This window comes from Ensifer sp. SSB1 (assembly GCF_016652895.1).
Lineage (GTDB): Bacteria > Pseudomonadota > Alphaproteobacteria > Rhizobiales > Rhizobiaceae > Ensifer.
The window spans coordinates 1-21591 of sequence record NZ_JAEPRP010000126.1; the positions used below are offsets into that span (position 1 = coordinate 1).

Below are 21591 nucleotides of genomic sequence, written 5' to 3' on the forward strand. Positions count from 1 at the left end.
TGACATAATAATGGATGCAATATAGCTCTATATGGGCGATTGGCACTGTCGGGGAGGGCAGCATGCGCAACGTACGTTTTGCCGGCCGGAGAGCCGGCGATGCTTTCCTGAAAAGCGATCGTTCCTGCCGAAAGAGATATGCCGGTGTCGGTGCTATCTGCGCGGCCGCGCTTTGCCGCGCATCGCCGTCGGTCCCCAGTGTGGTCGACGGCGAGCGTGTGTGCAGTCGCAGCGCTGAAGCGATGAGTTTTTCAACAAGCAGCCAGGAGATCCGGACATGAACATCGATTTCACCACGCTTCCGCCTCCGGACCGCTATCGACTGCTGACCAACTTCATCGGCCCGCGTCCGATCGCCCTTGTTGGAACGCGTTCGGTCGCCGGCCATAACAATGCGGCGCCGATGAGCTTCTTCAACGTGTTCTCCCATGAGCCGCCATTGGTCGTGCTCGGGATCCAGAACCGTGGCAATGGCGACGAGAAGGACACCGTCGCAAATATCCGTCGAACGGGCGAATTCGTCGTCAACATGGTCGACATGGCGCTTGCCGACGCGATGATCGTCTGTGGCGTCAACTTCGCCTCGGAAGTCGACGAGCTCGATTTTGCCCGCCTGACGCCGATAGCGTGCGAACAGATCGATGCCGCCCGCATCGCCGAAAGTCCATGCAGCTTCGAATGCAGGGTCGAGCAGATCCTCGATTACCACAAGCGTGTGCTGGTCATCGGCAGGGTCGTGCACATGCACATCCAGGACCGGTGTCTTGATCCGCAGGGGCGCTACGCGAACCCCGAGACCTATCAGCCGATCGCGCGGCTGCATGCCGACAATTACATCACGTCAGACCGACAGTTCGAACTTAAAAAGCCGGAGGACCTCCTGCCTCTGGAACAGGCGCAAGTGAACCCCAGGCCGGAGAGGGCCGCCCAATGATCCGCATACATGTCATCAATCCGAACTCGACCGCGTCAATGACCGAGCAGATCGCACGGGCGGCCGAGGCCGTACGATCGGAAGGTTCCGTCATCGATGCGGAGACCGCAACCGGCACGCCCGTCTCGATCGAAGGCTACTCGGACGAGGCGATGGCCGTCCCGGCGATGCTGGCGGCAATCCGTGCTGCGGAGAAACGGGGTGCATCGGCGCACGTGATCGCCTGTTTCGATGACCCCGGTCTGGCGGCTGCGCGCGAAGTGGCAACCGGTCCGGTCATCGGGATCTGCCAAGCGGCGGTACAGGTGGCAATGACGGTGGCGACCCGCTTCGCAGTGATTACCACGCTGCCGCGGTCGGTGCCGGTGATCGAGGATCTCGTGAAGCACTATGGTGCTGCGTCCCGCTGCCGCCGCGTGCGCTCGGTCGACTTGCCGGTTCTAGCACTGGAGTCCGACCCGGAAAGCGCGCGGCGGAAACTCCTCAGCGAAGCGCGCGCGGCGATACGCGACGACGGCGTCGATGCCATCGTTCTTGGCTGTGCCGGTATGGCGGAGCTGTGCGATTGGCTCTCGCGTGAAGCCGGCGTACCGGTCATCGATGGCGTGGTGGCGGCCGTCAAGCTCGCCGAGGCCTTGGCGAGCGGCGGCTTTCGAACCTCAAAAGCCGGTGCCTATGCCTATCCTCGCGACAAGTCGGGTGATATTGCCTCCACCCACTGAGCCAGGCCTCCGGCACTCCCGCGCCAACTGTTGCGGCATGTTCGAAGGCCGCACTCGCCTTCAAATCACGCTGCTCGGGCGATGGTGGCGCGGGTCGCTTCGGCCAGCCGGCGCACCCCTTCCTCGAGTTTTTCGGGCGCGTTCAATGTGAAATTGATCCGGACCGAGCGGCAATTTCGGCCCTCGGGATCGAAGACGCTGGACGGCGTGATACAGACGCCGTGTCCAAGCGCTTCACGCAAGAGAGCATCGGTATTCAATGCCGGGTCCCGGGCCGTGGCCCAGACGAACATGCCGCCCGTCGGTTTCTCCCATTCGAACAATTCGCCCAGATGCCTTTCCATGGCCGCGCAAAGCGCATCGCGGCGTGCGCGATAAAGCGCAAGGATACCCGGCAGCACGCGCTCGGGGAGGCCGGCGGCGAAAGCGTCCTGGGTAATGCGCTGAGACAAACCCGAGCTGCACATGTCCGAAGCCTGCTTGGCGCCGACGAGTGCCCTGATCATGTCGGGGGCGGCGATGGCCCAGCCGATACGAAAGCCGGGCGCCAATTCCTTCGACAGCGTTCCGAGGTAGACGACCGGGCCGTCGTAGACCGTCTCATCTTTGCCGGAGAGGGTGAGCATGCGCGGCAAGGGAGTGCCGTCGTAGTAGAGCGTGCCGTAGGGATCGTCCTCGATCAGCCAAGTCCCGGCGGAAGCGGCCGCTGTGACAAGCGCGTGCCGATCCTCGACCCCGACAAGCCGGCCCGTGGGGTTTGAGAAATTGGGCACCGTATAGGCGAACTGTGCGCCGCTCATTGCCGCGACAGGGTTGAAATCACTGGCCTCCAGCCGCATCGGACGATAGGTCGGGTAGCGAGGTTTCCAGGCATCCAGTGCGCCCAGATAGGCCGGGGTTTGCGCCGCGATCAGCCCGCCTTGGTCCAAAAGCACCTTGCCGATCAGATCCAACGCCTGCATCCCGCCGGTGGTGATCAGCACGTTTTCGCGCGAAAGGCGTAGCCCCGGCGCGCTGAAACGCGTCGCGATCAGGTCGCGCAGTGCGGGCAGGCCCTCGATCGGGCTATAGGCCAGCGCCTCGCGCGGGTGATCTGCCACGGCGCTCGCCGCCAAGACTGAGAGGTCGGAGACCGGCCATGTCGACGGATCGGGCAGGCCGCCTGCCATGTTGATAAGGCCGGGGATCTGGCCGGCAGACAGGAACATCTGCGTGACATCGTTGCTTTCAGCCAGCCAGTTTGCAAATTTCGGACGCCGGGCGGAATGCTCCATGATCGCTCCTCAGATCGAATGCAGTAGACCGCCATCAACCGCGATGGCCTGGCCGGTGATGTAGGATGCTCGCGTCGAGGCGAGAAAGGCGGCGAGCGCCGCGAACTCCTCGGGCTCACCCAGTCGCCCCGCGGGAATCTTCGGTCCCATTGTCGCATTGTCGACACCCAACTCGGCCATCCGGTCGGTGTTGGTGTAGCCGGGGAGCAGCGCGTTGACGGTGATGCCGGCTGCAGCAACCTCCCGCGACAAGGTGTTCAGCATTCCCAAAAGCCCGGCTCTAAGGCCGTTGGAAATGACCAGACCCGGCTGCGGCTCTTTCGCGGCCACCGAAGTCACGGCGAGAATCCGCCCCCAGCGGTTCGCTTTCATCGCCGGAAGGACGGCCTGGATGCTGTCCACCGTACTCATCCACAAGCCTTGGAAACCCTTGGTCCAGGCCGCCGCATCGGTGGCTTGAAAGCTGCCGGTGGGCGGTCCGCCAGTGTTGGTGACCAGGATGTCGACAGGGCGGTCAAGAAGCGTGCTCGCCGCCCTCACCAGTTCTCCGCCCGCTCCAGGGGCAGAAAGGTCACCCGCAAGCGGCAGACACCCCGTCGCGTCGGCCGTTTGCCGCAGGGCGGCCTCGTTACGCGAAACGATCACGACCCGGGCGCCTTCGCGCGCGAGTTCCGCTGCGATCGCCCGGCCCAGTCCACGTGACCCGCCGAATACGAGGGCGGATTTTCCCTTCAGCTGCAGATCCATGTCAGACCTTCGGGTCCGGGTCTTTGGTGTTGTCGCGCGACACCTGCAGCAGCATTCGCCCGGAAGAGGCAAGCCGCCGGAACTCTGCCGCGCTTTGATAGTCGGCATCCCGATACCAGGCCAACGCTGCTTCCCGATCCGGGAACTCCAGGAGAACCATGCGCTCGGCGAAGGCCGGACCGCCTTCGACCGTCTCGACCGTATCGCCACGAGTGAGGAACTTCCCGCCGTAGCGCGCCAGTGTTGGCGGCGTGAGTGCCGTGTATTTGCGGTAGGTTTCGGGGTCGTGAATGTTCATGGTGCATACGAAGTAGGCAGGCACGGTCGCTTCTCCCGTTTTCTGAATTTCACGGAGACAGTAGCCCGATATTCTTAGCACAACTCGGCGATCTCGGGCATTCCCCCATTATTGTGCGCGTGATATCACTACGAATAAGTAGTTTTTGAGAGTTTATCGCTCATGCCTGATCTCGACCTGATTGATCACAAGATCCTTGACGTCTTGCGCCGGGACGGGCGCATCTCGATGCTGGATCTTGCCGAGCGCGTTGGCCTTTCTGCCACGCCATGCGGCCGTCGCGTCAAGCGCATGGAAGACGCGGGGATCATCAAGGGCTATGCCGCCCGGATCGATCCGGTGGCGCTCGGGCTGACTGTCAGCGTGCTGTGCTCGGTGCGGCTGGCTCGGCACGGCACCGAAGGAACGGAGCAGTTCCTTTCAGCGATCGCCAAACGCCCGGAGATCACAGAATGCCTGCTGGTGGCGGGCAACGTCGATTATGTCCTACGCATATGGGTGCGCGATCTCGATGCGCTGGGGACGTTCATTCGGGATGTGCTTCAGTCGATCCCGGCCGTCGCCGAAACCACGACCATGGTGATCCTGAAGCACGACAACCCGTACTGGAAGGCGGGGCGATGACGGCGGTTCCATGCCGGGCGCCGCCATCATAAGGGCTGCGGCTCACGTCTCCGGGGCGGCCTCTGCGCGGGCACATCCGCGGATTTCTTCGAGCGAGCGCACGCCGAGGCGTTCCAAGAGCGCGTAGAGATCGTCGAGGAGGCGGGGGAAATAATCCGGCCGGCTCATGCTGGCGGCGCCGATCTGCACGAGATGGGCACCCGCCATGAGGAACTCCACGACGTCCTCCGCCGTGGTGATGCCGCCGGCCCCGATCACCGGGCGCTTGGCGACGCTCGCAGCCTGCACGCAGCGCCAAAGCGCGAAAGGCTTTACGCCGGAGCCGGAGTAACCGCCAAAGCCGGTGGAACCGCAGACGAAGGTGCGCCGCTCGATGTCGATGCGTGCGCCTGGAATGGCATTGAATAGCACCGTTCCATCCGCGCCGCCTCGCTCCGAGGCGGAAACAAAATCCTCGATGATCATCTTGGCTGACGTGGCCGCCTTCGACCACAGCAGCACCTTGCCCTCGGCGGCCGCCGAAAGCGCGCGAAACATCTCCTCGTTCTGCTGGGGATTGTCCCAGTAGGAGGGTTCGCCGCGGCCGGCATAGGGGAAGTTGCCATTGACCTCGACGCCGGCGATGCGGCCGCTTTCGACACAGGCGCGGATCATCTCGACCAACTGCGCGCGCGTCGGCGCCTTGATGTTGACGAAGATCGGCACCTCTTCCGCCGGCAGGCGCGGCAGCGCCTCGGCAATGAAACGGTCGAGTGTCATGTTGTTGATGCCGAAGGCGGAGAGATAGCCGCTCTCCGTATGGGCAAAGCGGCGGCAGCGGTTCGGCTCACCCTGCCAGGGAAGGAAGGAGTTTGCGACGACTCCGCCGAGCCGGGTGATGTCGAAGACATCGAGATACTCGACGATGTTGCCGAACGTGCCTGCGGCCGACATGACCGGGTTCTTGAAGGTCACGCTGCCTGTGCCCATTGGTACGGTTACGGAAAGGTCCATGGCGGCGATCCTCAAATGAAGGGGGCGGAGGCGAATTTCAGGCGCACGAGGTTGACCCGCTTGAGCGCGAACCAGGGGCCGACGCGACAGCTCGCCTCGCCGTCCATGTTGTCCGAAACCGTTACGTGACAGCTCCGGCAGGCGCCAACGCCGCAACTCATGTCCATGTTGGCAAAGAGGTAGGGATTGGCGTCGGGGAACTCGACGATGAAGGCCTGAAGCCGCGCGGGTTCGAGTGCGAGGAAGACGGAGGTCCATGCGAGACCAGCCTCCACGCGCTGGCGTAGATTCTGCCAGAGGTCCGCATCCGCCCCGGTGACGAGCACTGTCGCTCCGCGCTGCTCGAAGGGCGCGACGCGGTAGAGGAAGGCCGGCGTAGTGACGATGAGCGAACCGGCGCCGACGGACACGGCAGCGGTTTCGTTTAACCAGACTGTCAGCGCGTTGCCCGCCGCGGGTTCGAGGTCATCTGCCTCGAACTTTGCGACCAGCGCAGCACGGCCGTCCGCAAACGTCTCGACCGTCGCGATCCGGCAGCGAGGGCTGTGCCGGTCCTCCGAGAAGAGCACGGTCTCGCCGGGGCTAACCGATGCAAGGCCAGAAATTTCCAGCCGCAGCCAACGACGCGCGCCCTCGCGTCGCAGTTCATGACACGCCAGGACCTTGGTTTCACTGAGGAAGCGCATGGTGGCTCACCGTGCCATCAGCGTTGCGCCCGGGCCTGGCGGCAGGTCCCACAGCACCCAGAACACGAGCTGCAGCGCGAGAACGGCGAGGATGGCGAGTGCATAGGGCATGGCCAGCATCAGCGGCGTGCCGACCTTGACCGCCTCGGTGCCCTTGGGGCGCCACTTGTTGAGCAGGCCGATGACGAGGATGAGGAAGGGGTTGACCGGGCAGATCGCGTTCAGCGGTGCATCGCCGATACGATAGATCATCTGGGTCGCCGCCGGGCTGTAACCGAGCGCCAGCATCAGCGGCACGAAGATCGGCGCATACATGATCCACAGAACGCTTCCGGAAATGATGAAGAGGTTCGATACCGAAACGAGCAACAGGAAGAGGAAGATCGCGACACCCGGCGACGCCTGTGTGCCCTGCAGCATCACCACGCCGTAGCTGCCGATGTATTCGCCGATATGGCTGTCGTTGAAGAGCTTCAGGAAGATTACAGCCGCTGCGGAAACCACGAGGAAATAGGACATCGACGAGATGCCGTTCTTCATCCATTCCGCCGCCTCGCCGAGCGACTTCAGCCGGCCGGAAGCCCAGCCATAGGCAATGCCCGACAGCGCGAAATAGAGCGAGATCAGAACAACGATGCCGCCCATGAAGGGGGACTTCGGCACGATTTGACCGCCTTCGCCGCGCAGCGCTCCGCCTTCCGGCATAAGGGAGGCGAGGATCAGCCCGAGATAGACAACGGTGAAGATACCGGCTGCGACGAGCCCCCGACCCTCGCGGCCATGACCGGTGCCGGGTTCTTCAACGACTTCCGTTTCGATCTCCAGTTCGCTCACGCGGTTTGGCGCGAGCTTGGAGGGGACGAAGAAGTAGGTGATCAGCAGCATCGCCGCCGTCGCGGTAAAGGCGCTGAACGCGTTGAAATACCAGTTCATGATCGGCGAGACGTTGGCTGCTGCCTCCGGCGGTAGAACGCTCGCGGTGATGCCCGAGAGCACCGTATCCGTCTGGTTGATGACCAGCGAAGCGGAGAAACCGGCGGTGTTGCCGACGAAGACCAGAATGATGCCGAGCCAGGGATTAAGGCCCATCTGGTAGAAAAGCGTCGCCGCGAGCGGCATCAGCACGAACATCGCCGCGTCGCCGAAGAGGTCGCCATTGATCGCCACGAACGAGACGACGCTGATGATCGCGAATTTCGGAACGCGCCGCAGAAGCCCGCGAATGACCGAGGAGAGGAAGCCGGAATGTTCGGCAACCGAAATACCCATCATCACGACCAGCGTGAGGGCGATCGGCGGGAAGCCGACGAGCAGCTTCGGAAATTCGACGATCAGGTTGGCGAAGTAGGCGGGCGTCAGGATGTTTTCGATCGCAACCGTCTTCGCCACGGCCTGGCCCGTCGCCGGGTCCACGGTCGAGAAAGCCAGCGATACCCCCGCTTGGGCCAATGGGAAAGATGCCAGCGCCGTCAGTGCCGCCAGCGCCAGCAGCAGCGTGAAGGGCTCGGGCAGTCTGTTGATGATCCCTTCGAGCTTGTCGAATAAATTGCTGTCGTGCCTAGCGAGCGTCCCGTCCATGCTGTCCCACCCCATCCTCGAAATGCCTTCGATGGCCAAGTTATTTCGCAAGTGTCTGCGAAAGTGAAGGTCATGTCGACAAGAATGGCGCTAGTTTGTATACATTTAGTTTAATTATTGTGCGCAATATAGAATGCTATTGGATTGCCGTCTCTACCGGCTGCACCTCTGTCAGCCCCTGTGGGTCGAGGTTCATGCTGATTTCCATGACCAGTTTGCGCCGAAGGGCGGTCGCGTAGTCGCCTGGGCCCGTCGTTGTCACGACAAAGGCTCCCGAACCGCCGATGACATTGTCGGCAAAATAGGACGCCAGGTGATAGCCGGGATTTTCGTCGCTTGCCGGGATGGCGATCGCGTTGATGGTGTATCCCTTTGCAATCGCGTTCCGTCTGCTTGACCGAACGGGGAGGCCGTCGTTGTTCTCGCCATTGCCGGAGATGTCGATGACTTTCCGCTCGGCCTTGCCCGGAAACTGGTCGAGAAGCAGGCTCGCGGCATCGATGGCAGAGGACACGGATGTCCCGCCTCTGCCGCCGCGGGTGAAGCCGGTATCGCCGTTTCTTCTGATCACGTCGGCGGCGGCTTCGGCATCTTCCAGTCCGCAGATCCTCGTCCATGGCAGCACGATTCTCTGGCGCCCGGGGCTTGCCCACTCAAAATAAGCGACGCCGACGCAGCCGAAGTAGTTTCGGGTAATGGCTGCAATGATCTCCGGCGACGTGAGCGCTGCGGCATGGCCGTTGCGTTGCAGGTTGGCGGTGTCCGGATCGACCGAGGACGAAAAATCGACGGCGAACACGATGGCGACGTCAAAGTCGGCGGCCTGTGCCGGCAGCGGCCCAAGCAATGCGGCGACAAGTGTTCCCGCCAATCTCAAGAATGAATTGCTCTCCATGACGAGCCCCCGGTCGGTTGGTTCCATCGGTGCCGTGTCCGGCACTTCTCTAGGTTTAGTCGATCGACCGTCACGGCGGAGCTTGAATGGTTGGCGGTTTGGTTGACGCTAGCGTTATATTTGCATTAGCGTTTCATTATTTAATGGTGCCAGACGCCCCATGACGACCAACCAAGGCATGGCCAGACTCAGACTTTCTTTGCTCGGCGGCTTTCGGATCGAGGAGGAGCAGCGCGGCCAGGTCCCTTTGACCGGCAAAAGAGGTCAGGCCATCATTGCCTATCTTGCCCGCTGTCCGGGCATGGCAGCGTCCAGGGAGAAACTGGCGAGTCTGCTCTGGAGCGATAGTGACAGCGACCATTCGCGCAACAGCCTGAGGCAAACCCTCAGCCTATTGCGGCGCGATTTCAGTCGGGTAGGCGTGGATTTGATCCAGGCCCAGAACGATACGATCGGCCTAAAGACTTCTGCCATCGACATTGACGTCGAGGATTTTGAAGCGGGTCTGATGGCCCGCTCGCCGCAGGAGCTCGAGATGGCCCTGGCGCATTACGGCGGGCCGTTTCTCGATGGCTTCTACCTGGACAGCAACTCCTTCGACGATTGGGCAGCCTCCGAGCGAGAGAGGTTGCAGAACCGCGCAATCGAGTCGTATGAAAAGCTTGCGCGTCTCGTGGATGTGGAGGCCGGCTTGGTTCTGGTCGATCGCCTGTTGGCCGTGGAGCCGACGCGGGAAGCATCCTACCGGCTCAAGATCGAATTGCTGATCGCCTGTGGCCGCCGCGACCAGGCGATGCGCGCATACGAACTGTGCAGCAGCGTCATGAAGAAGGAGTTTGGTGTCGGGGTCAGCCCGGAGACCCGGGCGCTGTCGGACGCCATCGTGGCGCCCGCCTCGAAATCGGTTCATCCACAGTCGGCAAATGGAGGCGCGGTCGGACAACACCACGGAAGCCCGTCGATCAGCGTTGCAGAATTCGTCAATCTGACGGGCGAGGGGGGAGACGATTACTTCGCGAGAGGTCTCGTGCAGGATATCGCCACGGCCCTGACCGCGGTTGCGGACTATGTCGTGCTCGCCGGACCCTCGCCCCAGGACAAGACCGTTCCGGGCGATGAGCCGAAAACGGCGGTCAGGGCTCGCTATGTGCTTAGCGGCAGCATTCAGAGATCCGGTGATGACCTGCGGGTGAACGTCTTGCTTGTCGATGTCTCCGGCGGCCACAACGTCTGGGCCCAGAAATTCGACGGCCACTCGGAAAATGCACTCAGGTTCCAGGACCGGATCGCACAGGCGGTCGTGCTGGCCGTGATCCTCGAACTACAGATGACGAACTGGAAAGTGCGCGACAAGAGCCCTCCCGGCAGCTCGGAGGTGCGCCGGCTCGTGAACGAAGCTCTGATGAAGTACTTCGAGATGACGCGGGATTCGCTGCTGACGGCGATAGAGCGTGTCGAGATGGCGCTCGCAATCGAACCTCACAACGCCCGCGCAAAGCGCACGCTGTCCGTGGCAATGACCATGGCCCTTGCCTTTGGCGCCCTTCCCTCAAAGCAGGGATACCTGGAACGCGCGTTGGAGCTGGCGCAAGCTGCAGTGCGCGCGGTGCCGGATGACGAAATTGCCCGGGTCATCCTCTCCTTCGCCCTTTTGTCGGATGGCCGGATCGATGAAGCGATTGTCGAGTGTCGCCATGCAATCGGTCTCAACCCGAGTTATCCCAGTGCGCGGGGCGATCTTGCCGAACTCTATGCCTTGCGCGGGCAGGTGAGCGAGGCATTGCACGAAGCGAGCGAAGCAATCCGTCTCGGGACCCATGACGTGATCGATTTCTGGCGCCACCACAGCATGGCCGTGGCGCTGTTTGCCGGCGGCAAGGATCGGCGTGCCCTGGAGGATGCCCGCAAGGTTGTCAGGACCAAGCCCGGCTTCGTTCGTGGCGCGCTCTATTGGGCCGCCGCCGCTGCCGCCACCGGAAACACGGAAGAAGCGTCCCGGGCCATGCATCATTGCCTCTCACAGCTCCCGCATCTCAACCTCGGCAATGTCTGCCCGGGTTTCATGCCGCGCTACGTGAAGGATCATCACCACGCGCGCTTCCTGGAGATGCTGTCGCGCGCCGGTCTTCCGAGCGCGGAAAGAGCGCTTCCTTGAGAACGGTCCAGGCGGCGGGAATTTGCGCTTTGAACGGCTGCCCCACCGAACGTTCAGTGGGGCAACCGGAAACATTATGCAGCGGAACGCTGTCCGACCGCGACCGCGAGACGTCTTGCCCGCTCGAGGCATGCCGGCTGCTGATCGGCGAAGCGCTCGGCGCCGATTTCCATGATCAGCGTCGTGTCCGGAAGGAAGGTCAGTTCGGAAAAGATGTCATCCCAGGCAATGTCGCCCCAGCCGATCGGCAGGTGCAGGTCGCCGATCCCAAGCGCGGTCGCTTCGGCCGGGTGATAGAAGCGGTTCATGGAGTAGGGCAGGCCGAAGCTGTCATGAACGTGCAGGTGACCCGTCACCGGCGCCATCGCCCTCAGTTCGTCGCGGAAATCCAGCCCGCGATGCGTTGCTTCGATATAGGCATGCGAGAAGTCGATGAGTGCGACGACGTTGTTCGAACCGATCGCCCGCACCGTTTCGGCGACCTGGCTCGGCGTCTGCCGGTACTGGCCGCTTTCCGTCGTGAAGATGTTCTCGAGTGCGATGCGGACGCCGTAACCTTTGGCGACCTCGGCCATTTCCGCGAGCGCGTCGCGTTCCATCCTGTCGAGATCAGCGGCGTTCTCTCCGGCGGCAAGCTGTGCTGCGCCGGAGTGGTGGACGAGGATCCCCGCACCGAGCCTGTCACACAGTTCGAGCATCGCCCGCACGACCTTCTTCTGCAGATGGTGGTGCTGGCGATCCATGAAGTTGGATACGATCTGGCCGTGCAGCGAAAGCTTGTTGAAGGTGTACTTCTTGGTGATCTCGGCGACCCGGTGGACGCGGTCTTCGATGATGCGGCCGCCGCTGACGATCTCTTCTCCATAGATCCCGATCTCGCAGGCGTCGGCGCCCGTCTCTGCAACTTCGCGCAGAGAGGCATCAAGGGTCGAAAGGTCGCCCTTGCCCGTCCGGTTGCAGAATCCTACGGCGGAAATGATATCGTTCATCACGGTTTCTCCTGATTTATTGAAGTGATCAGACTGCTTGGAGTGTCGGTTGGCTGGCGGAATTGCGGACAGTGCGCGGCTCCAGATCGACCTCGATCCTTCGGCCGGTCTCCTTGTCGAAGAGGTGCAGGTGCGCGAGCGGCAGTTCCAGGCTGATCCTCTCGCCCGGCCGCACGCGCGTGTGCTCGTCGACTGTGGCCGCGAAGGGATAGCCGTTCAATTCCGAGTGGATGACACGGCCGGAGCCGAGTTCCTCGATGAAATCCACCTTGATCGAGACGCCTTCAGGCGCAACGACGCATTGTTCCGGGCGAATGCCGACCGTGATCTGTCTTGCGCCCAGTCGGGTGGCCAGGCCTCTGTCGATCGGCATCTTCGTGCCGCCGAAAGTGAGGCAGGCGTTGTCGACGTCGACCAAGGCATCGAAAAGGTTCATAGCCGGAGAGCCGATGAAGGATGCGACGAAGATGCTTGCAGGACGGTGGTAGATGTCGAGCGGCTGGCCGACCTGTTCGACCACGCCCTTGTTCATCACGACCAGCTTGTCGGCCAGCGTCATCGCTTCCACCTGGTCGTGGGTGACGAAGATGGACGTTGCCTGGAGGCGCTGATGCAGTTTGCGGATCTCGGCCCGCATGGTGACGCGAAGCTTGGCGTCCAGGTTCGACAGCGGTTCGTCGAACAGGAACACGTTCGGCTCGCGAATGATCGCGCGCGCCATGGCGACGCGCTGCCGTTGACCGCCGGACAGGGCAGCGGGTTTGCGATCGAGATAGTCGGAAAGTCCGACGATCTTGGCTGTTTCCTCGATCCGACGCAGGCGCTTCGCCTTCGCTACGCCGGCCACCTTCAGGGCATAGCCGATGTTTCCGGCCACGGTCATGTGCGGGTAGAGGGCGTAGTTCTGGAACACCATGGCGCAGCCGCGTTCGCGCGGTTCGAGCCTGTTGACGACCTTTCCGTTGATGGCGATCTCACCGGCGGTGATGTCCTCCAGCCCCGCGATCATCCGCAGAAGCGTCGACTTTCCGCAGCCGGACGGGCCGAGGATCACGACGAATTCTCCCGACGCGAAGGCGAGGTCGATGCCATGCAGGGTAGGGGATTTTCCGTAGGATTTACGCACGGCGCGAATTGCGATGTCAGCCATGAGCGCGGACCTCTCTGTCTGTTCTGTTTGGGGAAAGCGGGGTCATTTTTCCGTCGCCACGAGGCCGCGAACGAACCACCGCTGTAAGACGGCGACGACGATGAGCGGAGGCAGCATGATGATCAGAGAACCGGCGAGCGTCACGTTCCAGTCCGGCGTACCGTTGTCGGCGGGCAGGAGCGCAACCAGCGACATCATCGTGGTCTTGTACTGCGGGTCCGTCACCATCAGGAGGGGCCAGAGATACTGGTTCCAGCCGTAGACGAACATGATCGTGGTCAGCGCCAGCATGTTGGTGCGCGAGAGCGGCAGCAGCATGTCGATGAAAAAGCGGATCGCGCCAGAACCGTCCATGCGTGCCGCCTCCGCCAGTTCGTCCGGCAGGGTCAGGTAAAACTGGCGGTAGAGGAAGGTCCCGGTCGCCGTGGCGATCAGCGGCAATGTGAGGCCGGCATAGGAATTGAGAAGGTTCCAGTCGACGGAGATCTCGAAGCCGGTGACGGCGGAAATCAGCAATCGGATTGGTTGGAACAGATCGGCGGCAACCGCATAGGTTGGCACCACGCGCACTTCGAGCGGCAGCATCAGGGTGATGAACACCATCCAGAAGAAAAAGCCTTTGAGCGGTGTTCGGAAGAACACGATGGCGAAAGCCGTCAGCGCTGACAGCGCCACTTTGCCGACCGTGACGAGGCTCGCCATCACGAAGCTATTCAGCATCGCCGTCCCGAGGCTGGCGCGCGACCAGGCCGCGCGCATGTTCTCGAAGAGGCGATCCTGCGGCACGAAGCTGAAGGGGATGGCGTTGACCTGCTGGAATGTCTGGCTGGCGCCCGACACGATGACGATGAAGGGGCCGATCAGCAGCAGGAAGCCGAAGATCATCACGCCATAGGTCAGCGCGTTGGCAAAGGGGGTCCGCTGGATCATGGGAGTCTCACTTGTAATGGACCTGGCGCTCGATGAAGCGGAACTGGATGAAGGTGAAGATCATGATGAGGCCGATGAGCACGAGGCTCTGGGCCGACGCGCCGGAGTAGTTCAGGCCGCGGAACGCCTCCTCGACAATGCGATAGACCATCACGTCGGTGCCGTGGTTCGGGCCGCCATCCGTCGTGCGGGCGACGATGCCGTAGGTATCGGCGCCGACGAAGCCCTCGGTCATCATGATGACCAGCAGGAAGAAGAGCGTTGGCGCCAGCAAAGGTATCTGGATATCGACCGCGCGGCGGATCGGGCCGCAGCCGTCCATCGCGGCCGCCTCGATGAGCGAGCGCGGAACCGACTGCAGGCCGGCGAGCAGGAAGATGAAGGTGTAGCCCGCCCACTTCCAGGCAAAGACGACAATGACGAGGATGAGGGCGTGGATGCCATACTTGGCCGGGTTCCAGAAGTCAGGAAAGACGGCGTTGACCGATGCCATCAGCCCGCGCTCCGGCGACAGGATGAAGCGGAAGGCCATGCCGGCCGCAGGTCCCGCAATTGCATAGGGCAGAATGTAGAGGAACCGGAACGGCGCAGAGCCCGGCAATTGCCGGTCGACAGCAAGGGCAAGAACAAGGCCGATGAAAATGGTGGCAAGCGTGCCGCAAAGGGCAAATGCGAGGCTGATGCCAACGGAGTTCCAGTAGAGCGGATCGGCAAACACTTCCTGGAAATTGGCAAGGCCGACGAATTCGGCGGCACCGCCGAACGGCGGCTCCAGCGTGAAGGCCCATCGCAACACGGCGACCGCTGGCCAGTAGAAAAAGAGCAGGATCAAAATGATCTGCGGCAGGGCGAAGAGGCTGGGCAGCCACCAGCTGCGAAAGGCCGCGCGCTTGTCCATATGTCGAAATTCCAATGCGCAAGAACAGAGATCGGAGCCCGCCGATATTGCGGCGGGCTCCGGGCGGATCAGATGTCAGTTCAGCGTCTGTCCGGCGTAGGTCTTCTCGAAGCGGCGCAGAACGGCGTTGCCGCGTTCAACCGTCTTGTCGAGTTCGGCCTGTACATCTGCGTTTTGCATGAAGATCGCTTCGAGGGCGGTTGCGAATTCCTTGCGGATTTGCGTGAAGCCGCCGAGGCGAATGCCGCGGGTGTTTTCCGAGGTCGGGGTGAAGGACAGGCTCTGGATCGCGAGTTCGCGCCCCTTGTAGGGAGCCTTGTCGTAGAAACCATTGGCCTTCATGGCGTCGAAACCGGTCTTGGTCATCGGGATGTAGCCCGTCACCGTCGACCACCACTCGGCCATTTCCGGCGTCGCAAGGTAGTTGAGGAAGGCCGCCGCGCCCTTGTATTCCGCCTCCGGACGGCCGGCGAGCACCCAGAGCGATGCGCCGCCGACGAGCGAGTTCTGCCGCTCCGTGCCCTTCCATACCGGCAACATGGCAACTTCCCACTTAACGCCCTCGGGAAGGGTCTTGCCGATCGTGCCGTGGTCGGCGACCGAGGTCTGGATCATCTGGCAGGTCTGGGACGTGAAGGCCGGGACGATATCCATGCCGAGTTGCTTGGTCTTGACCACGAAGAGCTTTTCGTCGGCCATCTTCTTGAAGAACTTAACGTGATCCACGAACTTGGTCTTGTTGACGACAAGTTCAGCGTCCAACCCATTGTAACCATTGCCCTTCGTGGCAAGCGGCTGGTTGTGGATTGCGGAGAACTGCTCCATCAGCGGCCAGGTGTCGAAGTTGAACGCCAGCGGGCACTCGAAGCCGGCCGCCTTCAGTTTGCGGGCAGCTTCCTCGACCTGTTCCCAGGTGTCCGGCTTGAAGTCGATGCCGGCCTTCTGGAAGGCGTCGACATTGTAATAGAACATCGCGGTGGAGGAGTTGAACGGGAAGGAGTTCAACTCGCCCTTTGCCGTTGCGTAATAGTTGGCGATGCCGCCGAAATAATTGTTCCAGTCGATGGTGTAGCCGTTGTCGGCCATCAGCTTCTTGGCGGGCACGAAGGCGCCGGAGAGCATCATGTCGAGCGTGCCGGCATCGTAGATCTGGGTGATTGCCGGCTGCTTCTTGGCACGGTAGGCGGCAATCGTGTTCTGCAGGGTCGTGTCGTAACCGTTTTGAGAGGTGCAGACGATCTCGAATTCGGACTGGCTGTCGTTGAACTTCTTGCAGGCATCCTGGACGCGTTCGCCAAGATCACCCGAAAGGCCGTACCAGAATTCGAATTTCGTCTTCTCGGCTGCGGCTGCCGGCGCGCCAAACGCGACGCTGGCCATCAGGCCGATAAATACGGACGTAGTGACGGAGACTCTCATTTGCAAAACGCTCCTTGCAGATTGGCGGACACCAGGATCGGTGGCACGAATGAAGCCGGGCGCTTGCTAACAGTTGAGTGTGACAGTCCTTGCCAATCTGCATGATGGAAAAATGAAAGTTTGATTACGCTTTGAGGAGGCGGCGCGCGCTCTCGTTGCGCCGCCTCCGTTTGTCAGGCGGTAGTCGTTGACACGGTGTCGGATGGCGCCAGGCTGATGGCTGGAGCGACACGTCCCGAGCCGCGATTACCGCTCGGGTGACTGCCGCAGACTTCCTTCGAGGCGGAAAAACTGCCCCTGAAGGGTCGTGAAGAAGGAAAGCGATCGCCCGGCCTGAAAGTCATCGACGTGGACGACGGTCGAGCCGTCCGCTTCCTGCCAGGAGATCGTATAGATCTCTTCGCTAAGCCGGCGCCATTGAAATTCAACGGTGCCGGATGCGCCCGTCATCGGACCGGACGTAATCTCATAATAGAGCGTGCGTCCGTCGGCGCTGTAGGCGTTGATAGCCGCCAAATCGCCGTAGTCGACTTCAAAACGCTTCCCAGCGTGAGGAAAGGCCTCGGTCATTTTCTCATCTCCGTCAGTAAGTTATCTGGGTTTCCCAACGTCCTGCACCGCTTATCGAAGTGCCGGCGCCGCGTATTTCGCGCGGGTTCCGATGAGCACCAGAACCAGGCCGGCAGTTGCCAGCAAGCCGCCGGCAATCGGAATGGCTTCGTAGCCGAGGCCCGCGCTGAGGGCGCCGCCACCGACTGCCGCTCCCACCGCATTGCCGAGGTTGAATGCGCCGACATTGATCGACGAGGCGAGACCCGGCGCCTCGGCCGCCGCCTGCATGACCCGCATCTGCACTGGCGGCACGATCGCGAAGGTGGCCGCACCCCAAACGAGCAGCCCGATCGCCGCGCCGACATGGGTCGTCAGCGCCAAGGGCAGGAGCAGCATGATGACGGCGAGAGCGGCAAGAAAGATCTTCGTTGCCCCATCCAGCGACCAGTCGGCCAGCCGGCCGCCGAGGCCGTTGCCGATGGTGAAGCCGACGCCGATCAAGACGAGTGCGAGCGTGATGAACGTCTCTGATGCATGCGTGAGCTCAGCCAGCACGGGCGCGACATAGGTGTAGAGCGTGAACATCGCCCCGGCGCCCATGACCGTTGTCGCCATGGCCAGCAGCACGACCGGGCGGGTGATCACCTTCAACTCCTTTGCGACGTCCGGCATCTTGCCCGCCTCGCCACGTGGAAGGGACAGCCACAGGGCGGTGATGGCGACGACGCCGAGAACCGCCGTTCCGGCAAACGACATGCGCCAGCCAACCTGCTGGCCGATCCAGGTCGCTGCAGGAACGCCGCCGATATTGGCGATCGTCAGGCCCATGAACATCGTGGCGACAGCACTTGCGCGCTTTTCCGGCGATACGATGCTTGCCGCCACGATCGAACCGAGGCCGAAGAAGGCCCCGTGGTTGAGGCTCGTCACGAGCCGCGCCGCGAGCAGGGTCCAATAGTCGGGCGCGAAGGCCGAGAGAATGTTGCCGAGCGTGAAGATACCCATGAGCAGCATCAGCGCCGTCCGCTTGCCAAAGCGGCCAAAAGCCAGCGTCATGATCGGCGCACCGACCATCACGCCGATGGCGTAGGCGCTGACGAGGAGACCGGCCGTCGGAATCGATACGTCGACGCCGTCGGCAATGACCGGCAGGAGGCCCATTGGTGCAAATTCGGTGGTGCCGATGCCGAAGGCACCGATCGCGAGCGCGAGAAGCGGCCAGTTGAAACCGGCCGCCGGCGCCGCACTTTCCTGTGCGTTTGTAGCACTCATTGCGAGTTCTCCGTTATTTGTCCCAGACGGGCGCCAGTCCGGGAGGGCTGACCAACCGGCCGTCGGGGCGTGCAAGTTTGGAAATCGCGGCCATGTCCTCGGCGCTGAGATCGAAGTCGAATACATCGAAATTCTCGGCAACGCGTCCCGGCTTGGCGGTTTTCGAGAGAGCGACGAAGCCACGCTCGATCAGCCAGCGAATGCCGACCTGCGCTGCCGTCTTGCCGTACTTCCCGGCGATCGCCTGCAGAACCGGATCGCGCGGCACTTCGCCGTCTGCCATGCCGTAATAGGCGGTGATGGCGACACCGGCAGACCTGGCGGCTTCCGCCACCGCGTTCTGGTCGAGATAGGGATGCACCTCGATCTGATTGGTGACGATGGGGGCAGCGCTGCGCGCGATGGATTCGTTCATCTGCGCGATGTTCTGGTTGCTGACGCCAATGAAGCGGGTCTTGCCTGCGGCCTGGACCGCATTCAGCAAGTCGACCTGGTCGGAGATCGCCACTTTATCGGCCGGCCAGTGGAGAAGCAGCAGGTCGACGTGATCGACGCGAAGCTTGTCGAGGCTTTCCTCGACGGACGCGGCAAATCTCTCCGGGCTATAGTTGTCCACCCAGACCTTCGTGGTCAGAAAAAGGTCCTCACGGCGGGCGCCGGCCTTCTGCAGGGCGCGGCCGAGAGCAGCTTCGTTCTGATAGATCTGCGCCGTGTCGAAGTGGCGGAAGCCCGCTTCCAGCGCGGCAGGAACGACGCTCTCCACTTCGGCGTCCGACATGCGGAACACGCCGAAGCCGAGCGAAGGAATGGTGGCTCCGTGCGAATTGACGAATTTCATAGGTTTCTCCATGGGTTCAAGCAGCATGAATTGCGGGAATTTTGCCGAGCCGCGGCATCACATCGGAAGCAAGCTCCTCGATGACCTCTGCCGGCGGGCGGCTTGATTGGCGAAGGTTGATCGCTATGTGATCGACGCCGACCCGGGCGAGCGCGCCAAAGTGTTCGACCAAAGCCTTGCGGCCGAGGCGGGCACCGAAGCGGATCGGCTGAGCGGGTGCGCTCGGGTCCTCGAGCAGATCGAGATGAAAGGCGCTGATGAACGCGCCCTTGTGTGCTGTCGCATCGGACCAGGCTCTCGTCTGAAGGGACAGTTTTTCGAGGCTGCCGGGATAGACGAAACGGCCATCCATGTTGGCGGCAAGCCAGGCGTCGTCCTGGCGTGCTTGGCCGGCGACAATGAGCGGAATGCTTGCCTGCGCCGGACGCGGAAGAATATCGAGTGTCGGATCACGCCGGCCGTCGACCGGCAGGCCGCCCGGCTGCCAGGCCTGTCTCATGTAGCCAACGGCCTCTCGAAAGCGCTCGCCGCGGCCGTCGAAATCGAGGCCGAGCAGCGGGTATTCGACAGGACGATCGCCGGACGCAACGCCGAGCAGGAGCCGTCCTCCCGACAGTGCGTCTACCGAGGCGGCTGCCTTTGCCGTCAGCAGCGGATGGCGGATCGGCAGCACGACTGCTGCCGTGCCCAGCGCCATGTGGCGGGTTACGCCGGCGAGGAAGCCGAGCAGGGTGAAGACGTCGTAGACCGAACCGGCATCGCCCATGTTGACCTGGTCGAAGACTGGCACGTCGCGGGCCCAGGTGGCGGCAAAGCCAAGCGCGTCCGCTCGCCGTATCAGATCCGTCTGCGACGACATATCCGGTACGCCATGGGGTCGGCCGGTGGCGCGCGCTCGCGCCAGGCCCTCGGGCGACCAATCGTTGTCGAGCGGCAATTCGATGCCGAGGGTCATAACATCCGGCTTGCGGATCAGGTTGAGAGCTGAGATTTTTGACATGGCGAACAGATATGCGGGGGCGATCCGCTTGATAAGTCGCTGTCATTCCAAATTTTCTGTGAAAGTTTTTCACAAGTAGGATTCGTCATGGATAATCGCACAGGGGAAATGCAGGTCTTTGTCCGCGTCGTCGATGCAGGCAGCTTCTCAGAAGCGGCGCGCCTGCTGCGTATGACGCCATCGACGATCAGCAAGTTGATAGCAAGGCTGGAGACCCGCCTCGGAGTGCGGCTCTTCGAGCGGTCGACCCGTCGCCTTGCGCTCACGACCGAAGGGCGGATCTACTATGAGCGCGGCCAATTGTTGCTGAACGAATTCGACGAGGTCGAGCGAGAGCTCTCGCAGGGGGCGTCGAGCACCGGCGGGACTGTTCGGGTAAATGCTTCCGTTGCCTTTGGCGTGCTCGGGCTTGAGCCGATCCTGCCCGAGTTCTGGAAGGCCTTTCCGAACATCGTTGTTGACCTGTCGCTGTCCGACGAAATCGTCGACCTTTATCTCGATCGTACCGACGTGGCGTTCCGCATCGGGCCGTTGCCGAATTCGACGATGATGGCACGCAAGATCGGGACGGCCAGACGGAAGATTGTGGCTGCGCCCGAATATCTGAGCCGACATGGAACGCCGACCTCCGTCGATGATCTGGCGCAGCACAATTGCCTCGGTTTCAATTTTCGCCGTTCCGCACCGGTTTGGCCGATGAAGGAGAGCGGGCGTATCGTCGATCGGGCGGTGCATGGGGCGCTGCTTGCCAACAACGGTGAAACGGTCCGGCGCATGGCCGTGGCCGGAGTCGGTATCGCGCGGCTCGGCGACTACCATGCACGGGCGGATATCCAGGAAGGCCGTCTCGTCGAAGTTCTGAGCGACGTGGTTGCAGAGGACGAGGAAGATATCCACGCGCTCTTCCTTGCGGGCGGGCGCTTGCCGCAACGCGTCAGGGTCTTCCTCGATTTCGTCTCTCCTCGACTGCAAGGGTTTCTTGGGAGCGCACCGGTTCGCGCTGCGTGACGTTCGGGCGGCGGCAAGGCCTCATCTGTGAGGAACGGTGCGTCCGAGGATAGTTGCGGTGCCAGGCGACGCACGTCAGTTTTCTGACAGTTCGTCGGCCGTCGCCACCAGGTTAGCGTTGCCAAAGGCGCCGTCTGCATATTTGAACGCAAGTATGCTCATGATCGAGGCGACTATTGCTACCAGTATTATTCGCATCTCGTTTTCCCGTATTCACTCAGCGTACGGCAACGCGCGTCACAGGTCGTTGTTCCCCAACCGGCCAATTGTTCGAGGTTTCTCTAATTCGAACGGGTTAGCCGACCACCTTCGTACCTGCGGCGTTCTCATATCGTTCGATGCGTATTAGAAGTTAAACTTTCTACTTTTACTCAGCTAATGCGATTGTCATCCATCCACGCGGCCGGGCCTGCAGGCGTTGACAACCATGTCCGATCGGCCACTTTTCTTGCCATGAAGATTCTCGCAATATCCGGCAGCGCTCGGATCAATTCCACCAATACGGCCATGCTGCGGGCCGTCCGGTCGATTGCACCGGCAAACATCGAGTTTTCTGTCTTCGATCGTGTGGGAGAGCTGCCGGTCTTTTCGCCGGATCTCGAGAGCCTGCCCCTGCCACGCCAGGTGCA

General features: G+C 62.1%; 23 protein-coding genes. 7 read left to right on the plus strand and 16 right to left on the minus strand.

The features are described 5' to 3' along the window. The first annotated feature begins 62 nt into the window (after positions 1-62). The 3 genes from I8N66_RS25870 to I8N66_RS25880 are packed head-to-tail and all read left to right on the plus strand — an operon-like array spanning position 63 to position 1656. Positions 63-281, plus strand: a complete 219-nt coding sequence (locus I8N66_RS25870) for a hypothetical protein (protein WP_291159857.1) — start codon at positions 63-65, stop codon at positions 279-281. After that, entirely contained in the window at positions 278-934 is a 657-nt protein-coding gene (locus I8N66_RS25875) for a flavin reductase family protein (protein ID WP_223729399.1), read from the plus strand. The genes I8N66_RS25870 and I8N66_RS25875 overlap by 4 nt, the downstream gene beginning before the upstream one ends. Continuing rightward, a complete protein-coding gene (locus I8N66_RS25880; RefSeq protein WP_291159913.1) occupies positions 934-1656 on the plus strand; it encodes an aspartate/glutamate racemase family protein in 723 nt (240 codons plus the stop codon). The genes I8N66_RS25875 and I8N66_RS25880 overlap by 1 nt, the downstream gene beginning before the upstream one ends. A 65-nt stretch (positions 1657-1721) precedes the next feature. Here the strand turns inward: I8N66_RS25880 and I8N66_RS25885 are convergent, their stop codons facing one another. The 3 genes from I8N66_RS25885 to I8N66_RS25895 are packed head-to-tail and all read right to left on the minus strand — an operon-like array spanning position 1722 to position 3999. Then, positions 1722-2930, minus strand: a complete 1209-nt coding sequence (locus I8N66_RS25885; RefSeq protein ID WP_291159862.1) for a PLP-dependent aminotransferase family protein — start codon at positions 2928-2930, stop codon at positions 1722-1724. 9 nt (positions 2931-2939) lie between these two features. After that, on the minus strand, positions 2940-3677 hold the full coding sequence (locus I8N66_RS25890; protein ID WP_291159865.1) for an SDR family oxidoreductase: 738 nt from the start codon (positions 3675-3677) through the stop codon (positions 2940-2942). 1 nt (position 3678) lies between these two features. After that, a complete protein-coding gene (locus I8N66_RS25895; RefSeq protein WP_291159868.1) occupies positions 3679-3999 on the minus strand; it encodes a DUF1330 domain-containing protein in 321 nt (106 codons plus the stop codon). A gap of 138 nt (positions 4000-4137) precedes the next feature. On the opposite strand from I8N66_RS25895, the gene I8N66_RS25900 reads away from it, so the two are divergent. Continuing rightward, complete coding sequence (locus I8N66_RS25900; RefSeq protein ID WP_113541228.1) at positions 4138-4599, plus strand: Lrp/AsnC family transcriptional regulator; 462 nt, start codon at positions 4138-4140, stop codon at positions 4597-4599. A gap of 42 nt (positions 4600-4641) precedes the next feature. On the opposite strand, the gene I8N66_RS25905 is transcribed toward I8N66_RS25900, so the two are convergent. The 4 genes from I8N66_RS25905 to I8N66_RS25920 all read right to left on the minus strand — a co-directional run bounded on the left by I8N66_RS25905 (position 4642) and on the right by I8N66_RS25920 (position 8778). Beyond that, positions 4642-5592 carry a hypothetical protein gene (locus tag I8N66_RS25905; RefSeq protein WP_291159873.1) on the minus strand — a complete coding sequence of 317 codons (951 nt, stop codon included), beginning with the start codon at positions 5590-5592 and terminating at the stop codon, positions 4642-4644. A gap of 11 nt (positions 5593-5603) precedes the next feature. Further along, on the minus strand, positions 5604-6278 hold the full coding sequence (locus tag I8N66_RS25910; protein ID WP_291159876.1) for a hypothetical protein: 675 nt from the start codon (positions 6276-6278) through the stop codon (positions 5604-5606). A gap of 6 nt (positions 6279-6284) precedes the next feature. Continuing rightward, positions 6285-7856, minus strand: coding sequence for an AbgT family transporter (locus tag I8N66_RS25915; protein ID WP_291159879.1), 1572 nt, complete (start codon positions 7854-7856; stop codon positions 6285-6287). A gap of 136 nt (positions 7857-7992) precedes the next feature. After that, positions 7993-8778, minus strand: coding sequence for a DUF1194 domain-containing protein (locus tag I8N66_RS25920; RefSeq protein ID WP_291159882.1), 786 nt, complete (start codon positions 8776-8778; stop codon positions 7993-7995). 151 nt (positions 8779-8929) lie between these two features. Between I8N66_RS25920 and I8N66_RS25925 the strand changes: the two genes are divergently transcribed. After that, the gene (locus tag I8N66_RS25925) at positions 8930-10906 is read left to right on the plus strand and encodes a BTAD domain-containing putative transcriptional regulator (RefSeq protein WP_291159885.1); all 1977 of its coding nucleotides are present in this window, start codon (positions 8930-8932) and stop codon (positions 10904-10906) included. A gap of 74 nt (positions 10907-10980) precedes the next feature. Here I8N66_RS25925 and I8N66_RS25930 read toward each other — a convergent pair whose 3' ends face one another. From I8N66_RS25930 to I8N66_RS25970, 9 genes are all read right to left on the minus strand, one after another. Next, the gene (locus I8N66_RS25930) at positions 10981-11895 is read right to left on the minus strand and encodes a TIM barrel protein (protein ID WP_291159888.1); all 915 of its coding nucleotides are present in this window, start codon (positions 11893-11895) and stop codon (positions 10981-10983) included. Between the two features lie 28 nt (positions 11896-11923). Continuing rightward, positions 11924-13045, minus strand: coding sequence for a sn-glycerol-3-phosphate import ATP-binding protein UgpC (locus I8N66_RS25935; RefSeq protein WP_291159890.1), 1122 nt, complete (start codon positions 13043-13045; stop codon positions 11924-11926). 42 nt (positions 13046-13087) lie between these two features. Further along, positions 13088-13975 carry an ABC transporter permease subunit gene (locus I8N66_RS25940; RefSeq protein WP_291159893.1) on the minus strand — a complete coding sequence of 296 codons (888 nt, stop codon included), beginning with the start codon at positions 13973-13975 and terminating at the stop codon, positions 13088-13090. A 7-nt stretch (positions 13976-13982) separates the two neighbouring features. Next, a complete protein-coding gene (locus I8N66_RS25945; RefSeq protein ID WP_291159896.1) occupies positions 13983-14873 on the minus strand; it encodes a sugar ABC transporter permease in 891 nt (296 codons plus the stop codon). A gap of 75 nt (positions 14874-14948) precedes the next feature. Then, on the minus strand, positions 14949-16253 hold the full coding sequence (locus I8N66_RS25950; RefSeq protein ID WP_291159916.1) for an extracellular solute-binding protein: 1305 nt from the start codon (positions 16251-16253) through the stop codon (positions 14949-14951). Between the two features lie 285 nt (positions 16254-16538). Continuing rightward, the gene (locus I8N66_RS25955; RefSeq protein ID WP_291159899.1) at positions 16539-16862 is read right to left on the minus strand and encodes an adenylate cyclase; all 324 of its coding nucleotides are present in this window, start codon (positions 16860-16862) and stop codon (positions 16539-16541) included. 51 nt (positions 16863-16913) lie between these two features. Beyond that, positions 16914-18116 carry an MFS transporter gene (locus I8N66_RS25960; RefSeq protein ID WP_291159902.1) on the minus strand — a complete coding sequence of 401 codons (1203 nt, stop codon included), beginning with the start codon at positions 18114-18116 and terminating at the stop codon, positions 16914-16916. 13 nt (positions 18117-18129) lie between these two features. Beyond that, positions 18130-18954 carry an aldo/keto reductase gene (locus I8N66_RS25965; RefSeq protein ID WP_291159905.1) on the minus strand — a complete coding sequence of 275 codons (825 nt, stop codon included), beginning with the start codon at positions 18952-18954 and terminating at the stop codon, positions 18130-18132. A 16-nt stretch (positions 18955-18970) separates the two neighbouring features. Then, positions 18971-19954 carry a TIGR03571 family LLM class oxidoreductase gene (locus tag I8N66_RS25970; protein WP_291159907.1) on the minus strand — a complete coding sequence of 328 codons (984 nt, stop codon included), beginning with the start codon at positions 19952-19954 and terminating at the stop codon, positions 18971-18973. 87 nt (positions 19955-20041) lie between these two features. Between I8N66_RS25970 and I8N66_RS25975 the strand changes: the two genes are divergently transcribed. Together I8N66_RS25975 and I8N66_RS25980 are read left to right on the plus strand one after the other, a co-directional pair. Continuing rightward, positions 20042-20962 (plus strand): LysR family transcriptional regulator, encoded by a 921-nt coding sequence (locus I8N66_RS25975; RefSeq protein ID WP_291159910.1) that lies wholly within the window; start codon positions 20042-20044, stop codon positions 20960-20962. A 453-nt stretch (positions 20963-21415) separates the two neighbouring features. Continuing rightward, a partial coding sequence (locus I8N66_RS25980) for an NAD(P)H-dependent oxidoreductase (RefSeq protein WP_291159920.1) occupies positions 21416-21591 on the plus strand: 176 nt, incomplete at its 3' end.

Coding starts and splice junctions, on each gene's coding strand:
- I8N66_RS25870 (WP_291159857.1), top strand. CDS start 63: ATGCGCAACGTACGTTTTGCCGGCCGGAGAGCCGGCGATGCTTTCCTG.
- I8N66_RS25875 (WP_223729399.1), top strand. CDS start 278: ATGAACATCGATTTCACCACGCTTCCGCCTCCGGACCGCTATCGACTG.
- I8N66_RS25885 (WP_291159862.1), bottom strand. CDS start 2,930: ATGGAGCATTCCGCCCGGCGTCCGAAATTTGCAAACTGGCTGGCTGAA.
- I8N66_RS25890 (WP_291159865.1), bottom strand. CDS start 3,677: ATGGATCTGCAGCTGAAGGGAAAATCCGCCCTCGTATTCGGCGGGTCA.
- I8N66_RS25900 (WP_113541228.1), top strand. CDS start 4,138: ATGCCTGATCTCGACCTGATTGATCACAAGATCCTTGACGTCTTGCGC.
- I8N66_RS25905 (WP_291159873.1), bottom strand. CDS start 5,592: ATGGACCTTTCCGTAACCGTACCAATGGGCACAGGCAGCGTGACCTTC.
- I8N66_RS25910 (WP_291159876.1), bottom strand. CDS start 6,278: ATGCGCTTCCTCAGTGAAACCAAGGTCCTGGCGTGTCATGAACTGCGA.
- I8N66_RS25915 (WP_291159879.1), bottom strand. CDS start 7,856: ATGGACGGGACGCTCGCTAGGCACGACAGCAATTTATTCGACAAGCTC.
- I8N66_RS25920 (WP_291159882.1), bottom strand. CDS start 8,778: ATGGAACCAACCGACCGGGGGCTCGTCATGGAGAGCAATTCATTCTTG.
- I8N66_RS25925 (WP_291159885.1), top strand. CDS start 8,930: ATGGCCAGACTCAGACTTTCTTTGCTCGGCGGCTTTCGGATCGAGGAG.
- I8N66_RS25930 (WP_291159888.1), bottom strand. CDS start 11,895: ATGAACGATATCATTTCCGCCGTAGGATTCTGCAACCGGACGGGCAAG.
- I8N66_RS25935 (WP_291159890.1), bottom strand. CDS start 13,045: ATGGCTGACATCGCAATTCGCGCCGTGCGTAAATCCTACGGAAAATCC.
- I8N66_RS25940 (WP_291159893.1), bottom strand. CDS start 13,975: ATGATCCAGCGGACCCCCTTTGCCAACGCGCTGACCTATGGCGTGATG.
- I8N66_RS25945 (WP_291159896.1), bottom strand. CDS start 14,873: ATGGACAAGCGCGCGGCCTTTCGCAGCTGGTGGCTGCCCAGCCTCTTC.
- I8N66_RS25950 (WP_291159916.1), bottom strand. CDS start 16,253: ATGGCCAGCGTCGCGTTTGGCGCGCCGGCAGCCGCAGCCGAGAAGACG.
- I8N66_RS25955 (WP_291159899.1), bottom strand. CDS start 16,862: ATGACCGAGGCCTTTCCTCACGCTGGGAAGCGTTTTGAAGTCGACTAC.
- I8N66_RS25960 (WP_291159902.1), bottom strand. CDS start 18,116: ATGAGTGCTACAAACGCACAGGAAAGTGCGGCGCCGGCGGCCGGTTTC.
- I8N66_RS25965 (WP_291159905.1), bottom strand. CDS start 18,954: ATGAAATTCGTCAATTCGCACGGAGCCACCATTCCTTCGCTCGGCTTC.
- I8N66_RS25970 (WP_291159907.1), bottom strand. CDS start 19,954: ATGTCAAAAATCTCAGCTCTCAACCTGATCCGCAAGCCGGATGTTATG.
- I8N66_RS25975 (WP_291159910.1), top strand. CDS start 20,042: ATGGATAATCGCACAGGGGAAATGCAGGTCTTTGTCCGCGTCGTCGAT.